Genomic DNA, 19241 nt, shown 5'->3' with positions numbered 1-19241 from the left:
TCGTCAACCTCTTCATCATACTAATGAACTTAGCCCTATTGCAAAAGTATTAAAATTTTTAGTTGAAACGATAAAAGGAGTAAGTTTACCAAGTTTATTAGGGCAGCTTCTTGGTATGATAAATCAAAATTCAGAATTTATAAAAGTACTTCAATCAATACTTAATGCAATAGGAGAGATTTTTAATTTTTTTCCTGCTTTAATAATAAAAATTATTGAAGCACTTGGGTCATTAAATGGTTCTGTAGATAGCTATTCTTTTGGTTGTGTACAATTACCTTTAGGGCCTTTTCCACCGCCATATTGTCCAAATTTAGATTATATTAGCATTAATGCGAGTGCTAATAATGTATGTAGCATCAAAGATGCAAGCGGCAAGTTTGACCAATCTTCTACTAGTCCGGCTTGTGTAGTGCCATCTAATATTAATGTTAAAAACAATATTGTTAATAATACCATACGTGTTAGCTTTAGCAATCTTGTTCCGCTTTGCACGAGTTCTCGCTCTGACCTCAAAACTTGTGTAGAACCACGTAATATAGATTTTTCTTCAGCAAAAATTACTCATACTAATACGGCTTTTAAAGATTTAATTAAATCGTGTAAGAATACTTCAGGTGACACTCCATGTATTAATACAGAAATTGCTACGCCATGTAGTGTTACGGCTAACGGTTGTAATGAGGGATTTAGAATAGTATATTCGCAGAAAATTGGAAATGTAGAAACACCCAGCGATTACTACATAAGCGATATACCGGACTGTCCAAGTTCTAATTCAACTACCTGTCAAAAAGTGTGGGGAGTTAATATCGGCGAATTTAAGGATGTAAGCGTAAAATTTCCTGAGGTACAAAAGCAAGATACAACTAGCTTAATGCCTATAAAGACAGATATCACCTTAAAAGACAATAACGGTAAAGATAGAAAGCTTTATGTCTCTATTAGTAATACCGAAGACGATAAGCAAAATCCTAATAATATTTGCTTATTTGAGTCCGGTAATTTAATAGATTGCGTACCAAGAGTAAATCATTCTTACAGCTTAGCTGCTTATGAATGTGCAAAGCAATATGCCGGAATTACCTGTACTAATAATAGCAATCCCAACGATGCTTATTATAAACCGCAATTCATTGCGTCAGTACAAGTAAGAGAAGGCGACAATATCATAGATGAAACAAGCACTCTTGTAACGCCGTTAGCATACGCCGGACCTCCACCTCCCAACCCCACTGACACAGAAAACATAGTAATGCTTGCCGGTTATAAGTATAGTTCTTCCGTTGCGTTTATACCTAAAGATCCAAAGGAAGATAAATATATTGCTATGCCGTTTTCAGAAGAGAATGCTCTAAATCAGTTGACTATTCACGGTAAATATAAAGATGATAAAGCACCTTATGATAGTAATGGAAATCCTGACTCAAGTGCGGTATATTTAAAATATTTAGAATATATAAACGGTAAATATATCCAAGGTGGGACGCATGCCTGCTTGATGCCGAAAAATTTCCAACATTGTAACCCTATGCTGCGTCCTACTTTACCTGATGGATCACCTATTCCCGGTTACAATAATGACTCGACAAATTGTGTACTTGCTAAACTCAACAACAACGATACTATAAATTGTAAAGATTTTAAAAATAAATATAACGTTAAATATCCAAATCTTGGCTTATGTAAAAAAGATACAGATCTAACACGCTGTACTCTAGAAGAAACAGTGTCAGGTCCAGGAAGAGGTATTACAATTTATACTTGCAATATAAATAAGATTCCGAGTAAATGCTATACCAATAACGATAAGGCTAATACTTCAATATGTGTTTTAAGTAGGGATTATACAGATAGAATCGAGCCGAAACCTAACATAGGACCAATATTAGTACCGGTAGATCCTTCAAAATATTATACAGTGACATATACAAAAGGAGATAACAATACTCCTCCTGAGCCGACATATAAAGCTGAGACTGAGGATGTAAGAGATAAAACTTGGCAAGAGCTAAATCTTTGTGCTCCTATATTAGTACCTACTTGTGCTAAAATTCCTAGCACAGAGAAAGCTCCTTCCGGTAACAATCACGGTAATGCAGAATGGCCTGAAAGCGATATAGGCGAACTTGCAAAAGGAAAATGCCCGACGAATTGGATACCTATTGATCCTAATAAACCTTTAGAACGCCATTGCTTATCATATTTTGATAGAAAGGTTATCGAGTTTGAACCTTTAGGCCAAAATGTCGGCTGTAGAGAATCTAAAGGATTACCTATAAAAGTTGGTTATAACGACTTTCCATCAGACCAATTACCTGAGACCCCTTATAATCCGGTAACTAAAATAGGTGACTATATCTTAAACAAAAAACCGGTACCACATGGGAGCATTATGGCATTTCCAAAGGATGGAGCACATATAGCTGCAGCAAATAAACCGGACAATACAATATTGCATACTGTAGAATTCAAAGTAACTTTAGATGCAATAATGGACGATATTGAGTATTTTGAAGTAAAAGATTTATGGTATGATGATTGCACATTAATATATGTCAACGGCACAAAGTTACTTAGCCTCCCTACTAACGTTGATTCTCTAGATGAGAAAAGGTACTGTAACAATGGAAATGACCAAGGTCAAGCATTACAAGCTAAAAATTTACCGATTGATATAAAGCGTTATTTAAAACAAGGAGAAAATACTATAAGATTCCAGCTAAGAGTTATGTTTGGTGGAGGACTATATTTCCACATGCAATATAAAATGAAGAGATAAATAAATGAGTTGGATTGTTTTTTATACGGTAATCGCTGCTTTACTGATTCTCGATTTGGGAATAATACACAAAAAAAATACCATAATGAGCTTTAAAGAAAGCATACTTTTTAGTCTTTTCTATCTTGTAATAGCTTGTTTATTCGGTATCTATGTTTACTATAATACGGGGGCAGATCATGCTCGTGAATATTATACTTGCTTTCTCATTGAGAAAGCTATGTCACTTGATAATATTTTTGTTATTTCTATTATGTTCCAATTTTTTAAAATTCCCGGGCAATATCAACATCGTGTTTTATTTTTCGGTATAATAGGCGTAATAATATTCAGAGCCGTAATGATTTACGGCGGTATTATTCTTATAAATAAATTTGCCTGGTTATTATATATTTTTGCCGTAATACTTATTGCTACAGGTATAAAAACTTTCTATGTATCACATAAAACTTTTGATATACAGAATTCTTATATTTACAAGTCAATAATAAAAAATCTAAATATTACCCCTAACCTTGAAGGGGATAAATTTGTTGTTAAACGTAATAACAAACTATATTGTACTCCCCTTTTTATATCTCTAGTACTGATAGAAGCAATAGATTTAGTCTTTGCTATAGATAGCATACCGGCAATATTCGCAATTACTAATGATGTTTATATAATTTATACTTCAAATATTTTTGCTATTTTAGGGCTTAGAGCGTTATTCTTTTGTTTAGCAGAAATTGTAGAACGTTTCAGTTATATAAAATATTCTTTGGCTTTAATTTTAATATTTATCAGCTTTAAAATATTTATTCATCATTATATAGCGATTCCGGCATATGTTGCGCTCACTGTAACTATTACTTTATTACTATTTGGTATAATTGCTTCCATAATTAGGAAAAATATGATTGACCATTAATAAAGGGGGTATATAATATTTTTTTATTTTTTAAGCAATTATAATGACTAAATTACTAAAATTATTTTTTATTACTATCATCATTTTTAATAACATTGCTTTCGCAAAAGAAACAGGGTTCTATATAGGAGCAGAAGGCGGAATAGTTGAACCGGTCGTTAGTAAATTCCGACATAAACACTCAAATACCAAAATAATTTTAAAAAAATCAAGTATGTATAGTGGGAAAATAGGCTATATAATATATCCACAGATAGCTATTGAATTCTCAGCAACTTATCAACCTAAATATCGTCTGCATTACGTATTACCTCAGCAAAATTTAAGTAATGGTCTCACTATTCCTAAAACCCCAGGTAATACTACCGTATTATCAAATATATATATGCTAAATCTTATTTATGATTTAGAAAAAATAAAAACTTTCACACCTTTTGTAATACTTGGAGGTGGAATAGCACAAGTAAAAGTTAAGCCTACCTCTCCTAGGCGGAGTGTTATAAATAGCGATTATTTTAAAGTAAGAAAAACTCATAAAAATTGTGTTGCTTGGCAAGCAGGTCTTGGAATTTCACAAGATGTAACTTCAAATTTAAGTATTGATGCAACTGCAAAATTACAAACAGCATATAGAGTAAGAATTAATTATGATACGCTTGATATGAAAACGGAGCAATTCGTACCAGCAAATCCTATCAAAAAAACTATAGCCGTTGGAGAATTTGGCGTAGGATTTACTTGTAGATTGCCATTTTAATAATTCTGTGAAATATTTATATGAAAGCTACAATGTCATCCCGCGGGATGACACGAATAATTCAACTACATAAGGAAAAAATATGTCTCCAAAAGCTACTAACTCTTCTTCTACCCCTAACGGTCATGATAAGATGGCACAAAAAACACATTCCGTACAATCCGTTGTTAACGGTGCGGTTTCAGATCATAACACTTATGATGAAGTACCGTATGAAAGCTACCCATATGCTCTTACAAATCCTTATCACTTAAGTACACTTGCAACTCTTTTCGGTGTAAATGCTCCTGAAGTCGAGAATGCAAAAATATTAGAGCTTGGTTGTGCAGCAGGCGGTAATTTAATACCACATGCAGTTCTTTATCCAAAAGCTTATTTTGTTGGGGTTGATTTGTCTAAGGTACAAATTGACGAAGCAAATAAAAATGTTAAAGCACTAGGATTAAAAAATATAGAGTTCCATCATTGTTCGATAACCGATATTAACGATTCTTTCGGTAAGTTTGATTATATAATTTGCCATGGCGTAATTTCTTGGGTACCAAAAACCGTTAGAGATAAAATTTTTGAAGTTTGTAATAAAAATCTTAGTCCAAACGGAATAGCATATATTAGCTATAATACCCTCCCTGGCTGGAATATGGTCCGTACTATTAGAGATATGATGATGTATCATTCTAGCTTATTTGCAAATGTACGGGATAGAATAGCTCAAGCTAGATTGTTACTAGAATTTGTTAAGGATAGCTTAGAAAACTCTAAAACTCCTTATGCAGAAGCATTAAAAACCGAAGCAGGGCTACTTGCTAAACAAACCGATCATTATTTACGTCATGATCATCTAGAAGAAGAAAATGCTCAATTCTACTTCCATGAATTTATGAATGAAGCAAGAAAGCACAATTTACAATATTTAGCCGATTGTAATCTTTCAACTATGTATCTCGGTAATATGCCGCCGAAAGTAGTAGAGCAGTTAAAAGCGGTAAACGATATAGTTAGAACCGAACAATATATGGATTTCATTACGAATCGTCGTTTTAGAACCACTTTACTATGTCATAGTGATGTGAAAATTAATAGAAATATTAACAATGATGATATAACGAAATTTAATATAATCTTTAATATAGTGCCTGAAAAACCACTCAAAGAAGTAGATCTTAATAATGCTTCCGAAAATTTAAAATTCTTCTTAAACGGCAATAAAGACTCTAACTTAACAACTAGTTCGCCTTATATGAAAGCTATTTTATACACTTTCAGCGAAAATCTAAATAATCCGTTAAGTTTTGAGAAAATAACCACTGAAGCTAATAAAAAGCTACATAATACTAAATTAAACGAAATCAAAGCTGAGCTTTTAAATAATGCAATGACGCTAGTACTACAAGGTTATATTAGTATTACAAATCAGAAGCATCGAAATAACCCTGAGCTTGATAAGCCTAAAACAACAAAAATGGTGATACATCAAGCAACCCATACACCTTCTATGTGGGTTACAAATTTAAAACATGAACCGATCGGCGTTAATTTCTTTGAGAAGTTTGCACTTAGATATATGGATGGTAAACATGATAAAAAAGCAATCATTGAGGCTGTACTTGGTCATGTAGAAAAAGGCGAGCTAACTTTAAGTAAAGAAGGTCAAAAAGTAGAAAACAAGGAAGAAATACGCAAAGAACTAGAAAGCTTATTTATTCCGATGATCAAGAAATTTTCTTCTAATGCTTTGTTGGTGTAGCCAATTTGCACTCTGTCATACCGTGGGTCTTGCCACGGTATCCATGATACTAAACAAAAATTATTTATTGATTCTCCTACGCCAATGGCGTATAATTATTATGAGTAAAAAATTGATTTCAGTTGTTGAGCTTCCAGAGTTTCAAAAATTCGCTAAGAATAATTTAAATGAAAAAGAATGCTTTGAAATAATACATTACATTGCTGCTAATCCTGACCAAGGTGATATAATAAAAGGCACTGAAGGTATAAGAAAGTTACGATTTACTTTAAGTAGTAATAATAAAGGTAAAAGTGGCAGTATAAGAATAATTTATTTTTACTACAATGAAAATATGCCGGTATTTTTAATAACCGGTTTTATAAAAAGTAAGATGGAAAATATTAATCATAATAGTTGTAATGAATTAAAAAAACTAACTGAAGAATTGGTAAAATTATATGTCGGACAAGGCAGAAATGAATAATAAAAATACTAATCAAACCGACAAAAGTATATTAATTGGAATGCAAGAGGCTGTTTTACACACTAAAGGAAAATTAAAAGCAAATAAACATGATATAAAATCATCTAATATAGACGTGCATGAAGCAAGAGATAAGTTAAAATTAACACAACAACAATTTGCTACAACATTTGGAGTGAGTGTTGCAACTTTAAGAAACTGGGAACAAGGCAGAAGATTACCTACCAGAGCTGCAAAATTACTTCTTAAGATTATTGAGAAAGAACCTAATGTTGTAAAACGAGTTTTACAAGGATAAAATAGAGATAAGACACAACCTATATAAATACCATGCCTATATTTTTTTATTTATTTGCAACATTAATAACTATCAGTAGCTTGTGCGTTGTCTTAAGCAAAAATTCCATATATTCGGTATTATGGTTAATTTTTGCATTTATCAACGGTGCAGGGCTTATGATTTTGCTTGGAGCAGAATTTTTAGCTATGATGCTGATAGTGATTTATGTTGGAGCTGTAGCAGTATTATTCTTATTTGTGATAATGATGCTAGATATGCATTTTAATAAGACAATAACGCAGCTAAAAGCAAATCTAGCTTTAAGTATTTTTATAGCTTTGATTATGTTTGCCGATTTAGTAATAATTATTTTACTTGGTACTAAAAATATTAATTTCAACTCCAATGTATCGTTTGCCATAACAAATAATATTTCAAATACTAAAGCAATAGGAGGCGTACTCTACACAGACTTTATGCTACCGTTTCAAATGGCGGGCCTTATATTATTTGTCGCTATGATTGCATGTATTACGTTAACACTAAAGAAGCGTGAGGGAGTAAAACGTCAAGATATATCAAAACAACTACGTCACAATAAAGAAAATACCGTATTAATGACAAAGCCTATTCTAAATAAAGGTGTTGAGAATATTAAATATGAATGAATATATTTCGCTTAATCATTATTTAATCTTAAGCAGCTTAGTTTTTACTATCGGAATGTTTGGATTATTTATGCATCGCAAAAATATTATCAATATATTAATGTCTATTGAGTTAATGCTGCTTGCAGTTAACATAAATTTTGTTGCATTTTCCGTATATATGCAAGAATTATCGGGACAAATTTTTAGTATTATAATCTTAACCGTAGCAGCTGCCGAAACCTCAATCGGACTTGCAATATTACTAATATATTTCCGTAATAAAGGCTCAATTGAAATTACCGACATTAATCAGATGTGGGGATAATGATGTATCAAAATATTTCCATAATGATCATCATGTTACCGCTTGCATCTAGCATAATAAACGGGTTATTCGTAAGGGTAATAGACAAAAAATTAGCGCAAGTAATTGCAACCGGCTTTTTATCTTTATCTGCCTTATTCTCATTAATAATATTTTGCGATGCGGGCTTAGACGGGAATATAATCCATATTAAATTATTACCATGGATTGAGGTTGGAAATTTTAAAGTAAATTGGTCGATTTATATCGATCAGCTAACTAGCATAATGTTTATAGCCGTAACATGGGTGTCAAGCGTCGTGCATATCTACTCACTTGGTTATATGGCCGAAGATAAGGGGATGATACGCTTCTTGTCTTTTCTTTCTTTATTCACTTTTTTTATGTTAATGCTAGTATCTAGCGATAATTTCTTACAGTTATTTTTCGGTTGGGAGGGCGTCGGCGTTTGCTCATATTTACTAATAGGTTTTTGGTATTCAAAAGAATCAGCCAATAAAGCAGCGATTAAAGCTTTTATAATAAATAGAGTCAGCGATTTTGCTTTTATCTTAGGCGTAATGACGATTATTATTTATTGTGGCTCGGCAAATTACAAAGATGTATTGTCATCTGCAGAATTATTATCTAATATAAAAATATTTTTACATTTTTCCATTCTAGACATTATTTGTTTATTATTATTCATCGGTTGTATGGGTAAATCTGCACAGATCGGTTTACATGTATGGCTTCCTGATGCGATGGAAGGACCGACTCCGGTATCTGCACTTATTCATGCAGCAACCATGGTAACAGCAGGAGTATTCTTAGTAGCACGCTGCTCGTATTTATTTGAATATAGCCCTTTAATTCTACAATTTATTACGATTATCGGCGGTGTTACTTGTCTTTTTGCTGCAAGCATTGCTATTATGCACAGCAATATCAAGAAGATTATTGCTTACTCAACTTGCAGTCAGCTTGGTTATATGTTCATGGCGTGCGGAGTATCTGCCTATAATAGCGGAATATTTCACTTAGTAACTCATGCCTTTTTTAAGGCCTTATTATTCTTATCAGCCGGCAGCGTAATACACGCCGTTCACGAGCAGGATATTTTTAAAATGGGTGATTTAAGAAATAAAATGCCGGTAACTTATGGCAACTTCTTAATCGGCTCACTTGCACTAATAGGGATTTATCCTTTGGCAGGATTTTACTCTAAAGACTCGATTTTAGAAGCGGCTTATAGTAGCGGCTCGTTTATGTTTATTTTTGGAATAGCAGCAACAATACTTACCGCTATTTATTCAATGAAGATTATTATGTTGGTATTTCATGGCAAAACTAAGCTAGAAAAAGATGTTTTTGAGCATGCTCACGAACCGGCTAAAGTAATGAATAATCCACTTATATTACTTGTCGCCGGGAGCTTTTTTAGCGGTATGATCGGCTATTATTTACTTGCTATGGACAAACCAAACGGTTATTTCCATGCAAGCCTATTTAATTTACATATTTATAAATTACTAATTAGCCACCCGCCTTTATATATTAAGCTACTACCTATGGCAGTCGGTATAGTGGGGATTGTTACTGGGATTTACTTATATAAGTCAAGTACTGTTATGTCATTCCCGCAAAAGCGGAAATCCAGTAAAAATATTAAAAACTCCTGGACCCTGCGGTCAAGCCGCGGGATGACACCCCTTGTATTAATTTCCAACATATTACACAATAAATATTACTTCGATGAAATATATAATTGCTTAATTGTGAAACCTATTAACCGTTTAGCTTCTTTATTTTATCTTGGCGATCAGCAAATAATCGATCGTTTTGGACCAAACGGTTTTTCACGAGTCGTTAATTGCTTTAGCGTTCTTACCGGCAAAATACAAACAGGATATGTTTTTAATTATGCTTTGTATATAGTATCATTTATTGTTGTAACAATTAGTTATTTTGTTTGGAAAAACATAATGTACTGATGTTATTTGCGTTAAAAACTAAAACCGTCATTGCGAGCGAACGTAGAGAGCGTGGCAATCTCATACAATAATAACAAATTCCTGAGATTGCTTCGTCAATTACTTTGTAATTTGCCTCGCCATGACGGAAAAAAACTCATAAAATCTTAAAGAATGTTAGAATTACCTATTATATCTATCAGTATTTTTCTGCCGCTAATAAGCGTGCTATATATTTTGCTGTTTATTAGTCAAAGTAAAAAAGCAGATAAACCGATATATGTAATGTACGTTGCAGTGCTTAGTTCTGTTTTAACATTCATCTCAACTATCTATATTTTAATAGAGTTTGACTCCTCAAACCCCGCTTATCAATTTGTTGAACGCTACGCTTGGCTTGATAAGATCGGGCTTGAATTCCATGTAGGCGTTGACGGTATATCAATATTTTTTGTGGTTCTAACTTCTTTTCTTACTCTTATTTGTATAATTGGAAGCTTATTTACCGTTAAAAAATATATTAAAGAATATTTGGTGTGTTTTTTATTAATGGAATCTTTTTGTATAGGGGCATTTACCTCGGTAAATTTACTATTGTTTTATCTGTTTTTTGAAGCAATATTAGTGCCGATGTATATTATTATCGGCATATGGGGTGGCGAGAATAGAATATATGCGGCTCTTAAATTCTTCTTATATACGTTCTTTGGTTCTGTATTTTTCCTACTTTCATTAATTTATATTTATAGCAAAATGCATAGCTTTGATTTAACCTATATCTTTCAGCTTACCGATAATATTCCATTATTTGCTCAGCAAATTTTATGGTGGGCTATCTTTATTGCTTTTGCCGTTAAAATCCCTATGATTCCTTTTCATACTTGGCTACCCGATGCACACGTACAAGCTCCAACCAGCGGCTCGGTTATTCTTGCCGGTATTTTGCTAAAACTCGGCGGTTACGGTTTTTTAAGAGTATTACTACCTCTATGTCCGAGTGTATCACAAGAATTTGCAATTTACGTAATTTACCTTAGCGTTATTGGTATAATATATGCATCACTCGTTGCTCTTGCTCAAAAAGATATGAAGAAGATGATCGCATATTCATCTATTGCACATATGGGATATGTTACGATAGGTATTTTTAGCTTTACTGAAGCCGGAGTTAGCGGAGCAATATTTCAGATGCTTAGCCACGGCGTGATTTCTTCATGTCTATTCTTAATAGTCGGTACTTTGTATGAAAGATTACATACAAAAGAAATAGCTAAATATGGTGGTGTAGCAAGTAAAATGCCGGTGCTTGCCGCATTTTTTATGATTGCAATGCTTGGCTCTATCGGGTTACCCGGAACTAGTGGATTTATTGGAGAATTTTTAAGCCTGCTTGGGATTTATAAGGTGAATGTAGTAGCAACCTTTATAGCAGCTCTCGGCATAATCTTCGGGGCGGTTTACATGCTGAAATTATACAAAGAAGTAATGCTCGGTGAAATTACCAATAAAGAAATTATGCATTTCAGAGATTTATATAAATACGAAATAATCTCAATAGCTCCTTTAATATTATTAATTATTTACTTTGGTCTAATGCCGAGTTCTATTTTAAATGTATTTAGCTTATCGGTAGAAAATTTGCTGGTAAAATTTTAATTGCTTACAAAAAATATAAATGCTACTCTAATTATAGAACTTAAAAGTGAGATTTATATGAAAAATAGTAAAAGAAGCTAAAAAAATAAACCATGAATTAAACAACACAACTAAAAAACTAGGTCAAGAAGCTAATAAGGTAACAGGCATAGGTATAAGTCTCATGTGGTAAATCCTGATGCATCAGATCATAAAGAAGCTTGAAGAGATGCTCGTGAGAAACTTGGAATTGGTCATAATAATCAACAAGATAATACAGAATTAACTGGGACCACACCAGAAGAGCATCATGAAAATTAAATTTATTAAAAAGCAACAGATGTCATACCGTGGCTTGACCACGATATCTAGTAAAATTATTAGTATTTTGAATTGCTTTTATGGATACCGTGGTCAAGCCATGGTATGACAAGGACATGCTATCACTTCATCAATTACAATTTAAAAACTTATTTGATCTAAATATTACTTTTCTTCCTTCTTCTATCACATATATAAAAGGAGCTAACGGTTGTGGGAAAAGCTCGTTGCTACGAATGATAGCAGGAATTATGCAACCAAGTAGCGGTAATATCTACTATAGAAACTGTAATATTAACAATATCGCTAAACTTTACTGCACTTATATCGGTCATAATTTAGGTCTAAAATCAGAAATGACTGTTTTTGAGAATCTAAAATTTTGGTCGGAAATTTATAATTCCGCTGAAACCCTATATGCTGCTATTCATTACTTCAAATTACACGACTTATTAGATAAAAAATGCTATAGTTTGTCTAGCGGGATGCAGAAAATCGTAGCCATAGCAAGGCTTATTGCTTGCCAATCTGACTTATGGCTACTTGATGAAGTTGAAACTAACTTAAGCAAAGAAAATAGGGATTTACTAAATAATCTAATTGTCATGAAAGCAAATAGCGGTGGTATTGTTCTTCTATCCTCTCATCTAGAAAGCTCTATAAAATCTGCACAGATATTACAGCTTGATTAATTATTATTGTTTTGCGTATTTTTATAAATCTCCCAATGTATAATAAAAAATATAAGGCTAACTATAATCCAAATTGAACAATTAATTATTGTACTTACAGCATGTGTTTTAGTAACTTCTATATATTATTCTTATAACTAATTCTCTTGTCTTCTAACTCTTTTGGAGGCAACCCTTTTAATTGTTCATATAAATCCTTATCATATGATTTTAGCTTTAAATATTGCTCATTAGTACTATATTTTATGAGTTCCTCTTATTCCGGTAGGAATAATGTAATGAATGCATTAAATGTAATAGAGAGCGTTATCAATAAAACTATAGTAGTAACAAAACAAACTACCATACTATAAATCTGTTTTATAAACATAATTTTTTAGTTTTTATAATTATTTACAATTAAGAGAATAAAAGTCAAAAAAAAGAAAATCAATAATTAAATTACAAAGGTTTATGAAATCTCGAATACAAGGTTCGAATTTTCATGATATATTTTTTTAATTTAACTTTCTTGAAATGAACCTATTAACAGAATCACAATAGCATAATATACGTATATATTCCGAATAAATGAAGAGTAATTAAACGAGTATATTACCTATACTCGTAATCTTTGTGTAGTTTACTAGCGAGTGCCTGTTCCCATCTATCGCCATTTTGCAGTAATCTTTCCTTATCGTAAATAAGTGCGGTATGAGTTAGACTTGCAAACTCAAAATTAGGACCTTCAACTATTGCATCTACAGGGCAAGCTTCCTGACATAATCCGCAATAAATGCATTTTGTCATATCTATATCATAACGAGTAGTACGCCTGCTGCCGTCTTCTCGTTCGTCCGCTTCAATTACTATCGCTTGTGCCGGACAAATCGCCTCACAGAATTTGCACGCAATGCAGCGTTCTTCACCGTTTTCATAGCGACGCAGGGCATGTTCACCCTTAAATCTTGGACTAACAGGGCTTTTTTCATAAGGATAATTTATGGTAACTTTGGGCTTAAAGAAATACTTTAAAGTCAAAGCCATCCCCCTTACTATCTCATATAGAAAAAACGATTTTAAATAGTTTATCATAAAAATTATATATTAAAGATCGATGTATTTCTGCGGGGCATCACCCGCATGGATACCGAGTCGTCATTGCGAACAGCCGTAGGCTGCGTGGCAATCTAGTCAAATATCCTGAAATTGCTTCGTCAATTACTTCGTAATTTCCTCGCAATGACGGGTAAACCGATCAAGCAACAATGACAATAACACCTAAATACTCGGTAAATTATCTGTATAAACAAGCACGCTTGATACTAACACCACCCAAAATAAAGTTAGAGGTAAAAATACTTTCCAGCCAAGTCGCATTAATTGATCATAGCGATATCTTGGTAAGGTCGCTCTAATCCATAAAAAACAAAACAATAAGAATCCGACCTTAAATACAAACCAAACGAACCCCGGAATACAATCTAACCACGATATATTAAAGGGCGGCAAGTAACCTCCTAAAAAGAAAGTCGTAGTCATTGCACTAACTAATATCATATTAGCATATTCACCTAGAAAAAATAAAGCAAATCCCATAGAGGAATATTCAACATTATAGCCAGCGACTAACTCCGATTCTGCTTCAGGTAAATCAAAAGGTAATCTATTTGTTTCGGCAAGCACCGAGATAAAAAACACGACACCCATAGGTAGTAGCATTAAATCAATCCACCACGGCATTATTCTTTGTGCTTCAATGATCTCACTTAAATTGAGAGTACCGGTAGTAAGTAGCACGGTAATAATAACCAGTCCCATCGACACTTCATAAGAAATCATTTGGGCAGAGGAACGTATAGCTCCTAAAAAAGCATATTTTGAGTTACTAGCCCAGCCAGCAATAATAATGCCGTAAACACTTAAAGAGGAAATAGCAAGAATATATAAAACACCTACATTAATATCTGCCAGAACTACGCCCTTTGCAAAGGGTATAACTGCCCAGCCGATTAAACTTAATATAAAAGTTATCATCGGTGCTAAAATAAATAATATTTTATCGGAATTGGTTGGAATGATCGGCTCTTTGAATAAGAGCTTAACCGCATCGGCAATAGGCTGAAGTAATCCAAACGGACCGACAACGTTAGGTCCTCGTCGAAGCTGCATTAATCCAATAACACGACGCTCTGCATATGTTAAATACGCAACGCACAATATTAAAGGGATAGTAATTGCAACTACCTTTAGAGCGATGATAATTAACGGAAAAATATATTCAAAAAAGAGTTCTAGCATGATTGTACTCTTATTATATCATTCCTGCAAAAGTGGGAATCCAGAAAATAATTTACAAAAAAAGAGCTGGATTCCTGCTTTTGCGGGAATGACATACGGGGTGAGAATAGCATATTTTTCATCATACCGCCTCCTCGTCTCTTGCTTCCTTAGCCTCAACGCACTTAGCCATAGTGACCGAATTTTTACTAATTACGTCAGTCATATAATAATTAATAGGTTCTGCAGTTATAGGCTCTTTTGATAACTTATCTTTAGAGCTAAACTTACTAAATTTATTTTCTATAATTCTATCAATACTAGCAAATACCTTATATTCTTCAGCAAGCTTTACTCTTACTTCTTGCAAATTATCCATTCCGATATCTATTTTTAGATAACCGGCAAGCTCCTTAATAATTTCTATATCTTCTTTAGCTACCCCTACAGGCGATACTGCTTTTTCTGCTATTTGCGGTCTACCTTCTAAATTTACGTAAATTCCGCTCTGCTCGGTATAAGCAGCCGCAGGTAAAATTACATCAGCACTGCTAGCACCTGCGTCCCCGTGATGTCCTTGATATATTATAAAAGTCGATTTCAGCTTATCAAATGGGACGGCGTCCGCTCCAAGTAAATAAGCGAGTTCTAACTCTTCAAGCTTAATAGGAGTATTAAAACCAATATCAAGACCGCCAACTATAGAAGCGTGATTATGCAATATATTAAAGCCTTTCCAATCATCACGCATAATATTATATTCAGTCACTATCTTATGAATAAGCGATAATATAGCATATCCGTCATCTCTTGCATATACACCATCACCTACTATAATCATCAGATATTTTGCTGCTTTTAAGGCTTTCGTAAACTCATGAGTACCAATGGCTAGCTCCTCAATAATCTTAATATCACTTCCTAAATCCTGAATTTTATAGGTTTGGTTATGCCCTCCACCTATTCTTGCTACTTTTAGTGAGTCGGCACGTACTCGCATACCTATTCTACTATTTAATACTGGAGCTATTTGCCTTGGATTTGCTCCGATTAGCAAACATAAATCAGCCTTTTCTATCTCTGCAATAGTAGTATTAAATAAATAATTGCCTCGCTGCGTGGTATCTAGTTTATAGTCAAACTGATTAACGCTGTAATTATTAGAGCCAAGCTTTTGCAATAATGTTTTTAACATAAACATTGCTTCGACAGAAGAGAGAGAACCAGCAATAGCAGCAATCTTTTCTGGTTTTACGGATTTTATTTTATCCGCTACTGTCTTTAAAGCTTCACTCCAGCTAGCTTCTACTAACTTACCGTTTTTTCTGATATAAGGACGATCCAAGCGCTGATATTTTAAACCGTCATAACTAAAACGATTCTTATCCGAAAGCCACTCTTCATTTATTTCTTCATTAACACGAGGTAATATCCTCATTACCTCATCGCCTCTACTATCAATACGAATATTAGAGCCTTCGGCATCATGCACTCCAATGCTAGCGGTATGTTTTAGCTCCCATTTACGAGCTTTAAAAGCATAAGGCTTAGAGTTCAAAGCACCGACGGGACAAATATCGATCATATTACCGGAAATTTCGGAATCTAAAGTTTGCTCTAAATATGAAGTTACTTCCATGTGTTCTCCACGGTAAATAGCTCCCATTTCCTCTATTCCTGCTATATCGCTCGCAAATCTAATACATCTTGTGCATTGTATGCATCTAGTCATCGCTGTTTTAATCAGCGGTCCCATATATTTATCTTTAATAGATCTCTTATTTTCGTGGAATCTATTAGTACCTTTGCCGTATCTGAAAGCCTGATCCTGTAAATCACACTCTCCGCCCTGATCACAAATAGGACAATCTAAAGGATGGTTAATCAGTAAAAACTCCATCACCCCTTCACGTGCTTTTTTTACCATAGGCGTATCGGTATGAATAACCATACCGTTACTTACCGGCATAGCACAAGAAGCTATAGGCTTTAGTGATTTTTCCATTTCAACCAAGCACATACGGCAATTACCAGCGATTTTTAGACGCCCATGATAACAAAAATGAGGGATTTCTTTTCCTGCTTGTGTACAGGCTTGATAAACGGTGCTACCTTCTGATACTTCTATTTCAGAGCCGTCTACGTTCAGCTTTATCATTTTTATTTTATCCAATAAGTCATAGGGTTTGGGTATGCTGTGTCTTCTATCATATATTTAAAACCGATGGCAACACGAAGTATATACCAAACAGCGAGTATAAAGTATAGTACTACTCCAATCATGATAAACGTAAATATAAAACATACAATCCACCCAAGAACCCCAAGGCAAAAAGTACGAAATAAAAACACGTAATGACTAATTGCAAAGTTATCGCCTTTATCTTTGTTAAGATATGCAAAAAATACCCCGATTAACGGCAATATCGGAGCTACGACCCCGCATAAATATAATATATATACCACAATTAAATTTTTCTTACCGCTCTCGGTATATTCTTTAAGATGCTTATCCATATTTTTACCTCTTTATGTCGTTCCCGTGTGGCATTGTTGCGTGGCTATCTGAGTTGTCATTGCGAGCAGCCGTAGGGCTGGCGTGGCAATCTTATGAAATAATAACAAACTCCCAAGATTACGTACGTACAATTGCTACGCAATTTCCTTGCAATGACGATACCAGACTACCCCTTCAAACTCTCTACCACAAAGTGCATAATACTGCAGTGCTTTATATAATTTATCTCATTATCCGTAAATATTTGCAATATTAAATCGATTGTTCTTATTTCACCGGTTTGTTTTTTTATCACGCATTTAACAGGATTATAAGAGCTTATATTCTCGCTTAAGCCTATAATGTCAATAGTTTCTGAACCGTCTAACTTTAAACCTAATCTTGTGTTATTGCCGGTAAAAGTTAGCGGTAAAATACCCATACCTACTAAATTTGAGCGATGTATTCGCTCAAAGCTCTCGGCAATCACTGCCTTTACACCAAGCAACCCAGGTCCTTTTGCTGCCCAGTCTCTAGATGAGCCGCTGCCATATTCTTTACCTGCAAAAATCACTACCGATACATCATGAGCTTTGTAGTCCATAGCTGCATCGTAGATAGTTTGCTGCGTGCCGCTTAACTGGTTTATGGTAAACCCGCCTTCTACACCTTTACACATCTCATTTTTTATACGAATATTAGCAAATGTGCCACGCATCATTACTTCATGATTTCCTCTACGTGATCCGTAAGAGTTGAAATCTAGAGGCTCTATATGATGGTCCGTTAAATATTTAGCAGCAGGGCTGGTTTTACTAATACTACCTGCCGGCGAAATATGATCGGTAGTAATAGAATCACCGAGAATTGCTAGAATTTTTGCAGATTTTATATCTTGTATATTATTCTTGCTGCCTATATCCTCAAAATAAGGCGGATTATTAATATAGGTACTATTCTTATTCCAGTTATAAGTAGAACTATTAGTAACCTGTAAATCTTTCCACTCTTTCGTTCCGCTAAATATATCAGAATATTTTTCTATAAACATAGAGGAATTAATTGAATTTGCAATAACTTCATCTATCTCTTCTTTGCTTGGCCAAATATCTTTTAAATAAATATTTTCTCCTATGGGCATATTTGTTAGATCTATATTAAGAGTGCCACTAAGTGCATATGCTACAACTAAAATAGGCGAGCCGAGATAGCTTGCTTTAGTAAGTGGATTAATTCGCCCTTCAAAATTCCTATTACCAGATAAAACAGAAGCAACAACTAGCCCGTTTTTGTTAATAGTTTCCTCTATTTCCGGATTTAGAGGTCCGGAATTACCGATGCAAGTAGTGCAGCCGTAACCTACTAGATTAAACCCTAATTCATCTAAATATTTATCAAGACCGCTAAACTTCAAATATTCCGTTACGACTTTTGAACCAGGAGCAAGAGAAGTTTTAACCCAAGGTTTTACCTTTAACCCGTGTTCTAGTGCTTTTTTAGCAAGAAGTGCTGCACCAATCATAACCGAAGGATTAGAAGTATTAGTACAGCTAGTAATTGCTGCAATTACCACATCGCCGTTACCGATTTCGTAATTCTGATTTGCTACGGCATATTTTTTATCAATGTCTTTACTTTCTAAAGCAAAATTCGGTAATTCATATTTAAAATTACTTGCTACATCGTTTAAGTTTACTCGATCTTGCGGACGTTTTGGACCGGCAAGTGAACTATGTACCGTAGATAAATCTTTGCAATAACTTCATCTATCTCTTCTTTGCTTGGCCAAATATCTTTTAAATAAATATTTTCTCCTATGGGCATATTTGTTAGATCTATATTAAGAGTGCCACTAAGTGCATATGCTACAACTAAAATAGGCGAGCCGAGATAGCTTGCTTTAGTAAGTGGATTAATTCGCCCTTCAAAATTCCTATTACCAGATAAAACAGAAGCAACAACTAGCCC

Annotated in this window: 15 protein-coding genes and 2 pseudogenes; 11 read left to right on the top strand and 6 right to left on the bottom strand. The window is 33.9% G+C overall.

Going from position 1 to position 19241, the window contains the following annotated elements; genetic code table 11:
* The 11 genes from O6R16_RS02610 to ccmA form a co-directional block, all read left to right on the top strand.
* The coding region (locus tag O6R16_RS02610) for a hypothetical protein (protein WP_499679890.1) at positions 1–2782 on the top strand (2782 nt) is incomplete at its 5' end.
* A gap of 4 nt (positions 2783–2786) precedes the next feature.
* The gene (locus tag O6R16_RS02605) at positions 2787–3692 is read left to right on the top strand and encodes a TerC/Alx family metal homeostasis membrane protein (protein WP_499679889.1); all 906 of its coding nucleotides are present in this window, start codon (positions 2787–2789) and stop codon (positions 3690–3692) included.
* Positions 3693–3735: 43 nt separating this feature from the next.
* The gene (locus O6R16_RS02600; RefSeq protein ID WP_499679888.1) at positions 3736–4449 is read left to right on the top strand and encodes an outer membrane protein; all 714 of its coding nucleotides are present in this window, start codon (positions 3736–3738) and stop codon (positions 4447–4449) included.
* Between the two features lie 82 nt (positions 4450–4531).
* Positions 4532–6196, top strand: a complete 1665-nt coding sequence (locus O6R16_RS02595; protein WP_499679887.1) for a methyltransferase regulatory domain-containing protein — start codon at positions 4532–4534, stop codon at positions 6194–6196.
* 100 nt (positions 6197–6296) lie between these two features.
* Complete coding sequence (locus O6R16_RS02590; RefSeq protein WP_499679886.1) at positions 6297–6662, top strand: type II toxin-antitoxin system RelE/ParE family toxin; 366 nt, start codon at positions 6297–6299, stop codon at positions 6660–6662.
* On the top strand, positions 6637–6960 hold the full coding sequence (locus O6R16_RS02585) for a helix-turn-helix domain-containing protein (protein ID WP_499679885.1): 324 nt from the start codon (positions 6637–6639) through the stop codon (positions 6958–6960). Before O6R16_RS02590 ends, O6R16_RS02585 begins: the two co-directional genes overlap by 26 nt.
* A gap of 32 nt (positions 6961–6992) precedes the next feature.
* On the top strand, positions 6993–7610 hold the full coding sequence (locus tag O6R16_RS02580) for an NADH-quinone oxidoreductase subunit J (protein ID WP_499679884.1): 618 nt from the start codon (positions 6993–6995) through the stop codon (positions 7608–7610).
* On the top strand, positions 7603–7917 hold the full coding sequence (gene nuoK, locus O6R16_RS02575; protein ID WP_012151334.1) for an NADH-quinone oxidoreductase subunit NuoK: 315 nt from the start codon (positions 7603–7605) through the stop codon (positions 7915–7917). Before O6R16_RS02580 ends, nuoK begins: the two co-directional genes overlap by 8 nt.
* On the top strand, positions 7917–9890 hold the full coding sequence (gene nuoL, locus O6R16_RS02570; RefSeq protein ID WP_499679883.1) for an NADH-quinone oxidoreductase subunit L: 1974 nt from the start codon (positions 7917–7919) through the stop codon (positions 9888–9890). Before nuoK ends, nuoL begins: the two co-directional genes overlap by 1 nt.
* A gap of 153 nt (positions 9891–10043) precedes the next feature.
* Positions 10044–11525, top strand: a complete 1482-nt coding sequence (locus O6R16_RS02565; protein WP_499679882.1) for an NADH-quinone oxidoreductase subunit M — start codon at positions 10044–10046, stop codon at positions 11523–11525.
* 416 nt (positions 11526–11941) lie between these two features.
* Positions 11942–12517 carry a heme ABC exporter ATP-binding protein CcmA gene (gene ccmA / locus O6R16_RS02560; RefSeq protein WP_103897490.1) on the top strand — a complete coding sequence of 192 codons (576 nt, stop codon included), beginning with the start codon at positions 11942–11944 and terminating at the stop codon, positions 12515–12517.
* Between the two features lie 594 nt (positions 12518–13111).
* On the opposite strand, the gene nuoI is transcribed toward ccmA, so the two are convergent.
* The 6 genes and pseudogenes from nuoI to O6R16_RS02530 all read right to left on the bottom strand — a co-directional run.
* Complete coding sequence (nuoI, locus tag O6R16_RS02555; RefSeq protein WP_499679881.1) at positions 13112–13591, bottom strand: NADH-quinone oxidoreductase subunit NuoI; 480 nt, start codon at positions 13589–13591, stop codon at positions 13112–13114.
* Positions 13592–13777: 186 nt separating this feature from the next.
* Positions 13778–14797 carry an NADH-quinone oxidoreductase subunit NuoH gene (gene nuoH, locus O6R16_RS02550; protein ID WP_499679880.1) on the bottom strand — a complete coding sequence of 340 codons (1020 nt, stop codon included), beginning with the start codon at positions 14795–14797 and terminating at the stop codon, positions 13778–13780.
* A 121-nt stretch (positions 14798–14918) separates the two neighbouring features.
* Positions 14919–16934 (bottom strand): NADH-quinone oxidoreductase subunit NuoG, encoded by a 2016-nt coding sequence (nuoG, locus tag O6R16_RS02545; RefSeq protein WP_499679879.1) that lies wholly within the window; start codon positions 16932–16934, stop codon positions 14919–14921.
* 2 nt (positions 16935–16936) lie between these two features.
* Positions 16937–17293 carry a DUF4870 family protein gene (locus O6R16_RS02540; RefSeq protein ID WP_499679878.1) on the bottom strand — a complete coding sequence of 119 codons (357 nt, stop codon included), beginning with the start codon at positions 17291–17293 and terminating at the stop codon, positions 16937–16939.
* 167 nt (positions 17294–17460) lie between these two features.
* A pseudogene (gene acnA, locus O6R16_RS02535) lies at positions 17461–19023 on the bottom strand (aconitate hydratase AcnA); the annotation flags it as partial.
* A 2-nt stretch (positions 19024–19025) separates the two neighbouring features.
* A pseudogene (locus tag O6R16_RS02530) lies at positions 19026–19241 on the bottom strand (aconitase family protein); the annotation flags it as partial.

The sequence above is a fragment of the Candidatus Rickettsia tasmaniensis genome (assembly GCF_036857515.1).
Lineage (GTDB): Bacteria > Pseudomonadota > Alphaproteobacteria > Rickettsiales > Rickettsiaceae > Rickettsia > Rickettsia rickettsii.
The sequence above is the reverse complement of the archived record's forward strand: the minus strand, read 5'-3'. Positions and strand labels throughout refer to the sequence as shown.

Excerpts from the sequence above, each read along its gene's own strand:
- O6R16_RS02605 (WP_499679889.1), top strand. The coding sequence starts at position 2,787 with ATGAGTTGGATTGTTTTTTATACGGTAATCGCTGCTTTACTGATTCTC.
- O6R16_RS02600 (WP_499679888.1), top strand. The coding sequence starts at position 3,736 with ATGACTAAATTACTAAAATTATTTTTTATTACTATCATCATTTTTAAT.
- O6R16_RS02595 (WP_499679887.1), top strand. The coding sequence starts at position 4,532 with ATGTCTCCAAAAGCTACTAACTCTTCTTCTACCCCTAACGGTCATGAT.
- O6R16_RS02590 (WP_499679886.1), top strand. The coding sequence starts at position 6,297 with ATGAGTAAAAAATTGATTTCAGTTGTTGAGCTTCCAGAGTTTCAAAAA.
- O6R16_RS02585 (WP_499679885.1), top strand. The coding sequence starts at position 6,637 with ATGTCGGACAAGGCAGAAATGAATAATAAAAATACTAATCAAACCGAC.
- O6R16_RS02580 (WP_499679884.1), top strand. The coding sequence starts at position 6,993 with ATGCCTATATTTTTTTATTTATTTGCAACATTAATAACTATCAGTAGC.
- nuoK (WP_012151334.1), top strand. The coding sequence starts at position 7,603 with ATGAATGAATATATTTCGCTTAATCATTATTTAATCTTAAGCAGCTTA.
- nuoL (WP_499679883.1), top strand. The coding sequence starts at position 7,917 with ATGATGTATCAAAATATTTCCATAATGATCATCATGTTACCGCTTGCA.
- O6R16_RS02565 (WP_499679882.1), top strand. The coding sequence starts at position 10,044 with ATGTTAGAATTACCTATTATATCTATCAGTATTTTTCTGCCGCTAATA.
- ccmA (WP_103897490.1), top strand. The coding sequence starts at position 11,942 with ATGCTATCACTTCATCAATTACAATTTAAAAACTTATTTGATCTAAAT.
- nuoI (WP_499679881.1), bottom strand. The coding sequence starts at position 13,591 with ATGATAAACTATTTAAAATCGTTTTTTCTATATGAGATAGTAAGGGGG.
- nuoH (WP_499679880.1), bottom strand. The coding sequence starts at position 14,797 with ATGCTAGAACTCTTTTTTGAATATATTTTTCCGTTAATTATCATCGCT.
- nuoG (WP_499679879.1), bottom strand. The coding sequence starts at position 16,934 with ATGATAAAGCTGAACGTAGACGGCTCTGAAATAGAAGTATCAGAAGGT.
- O6R16_RS02540 (WP_499679878.1), bottom strand. The coding sequence starts at position 17,293 with ATGGATAAGCATCTTAAAGAATATACCGAGAGCGGTAAGAAAAATTTA.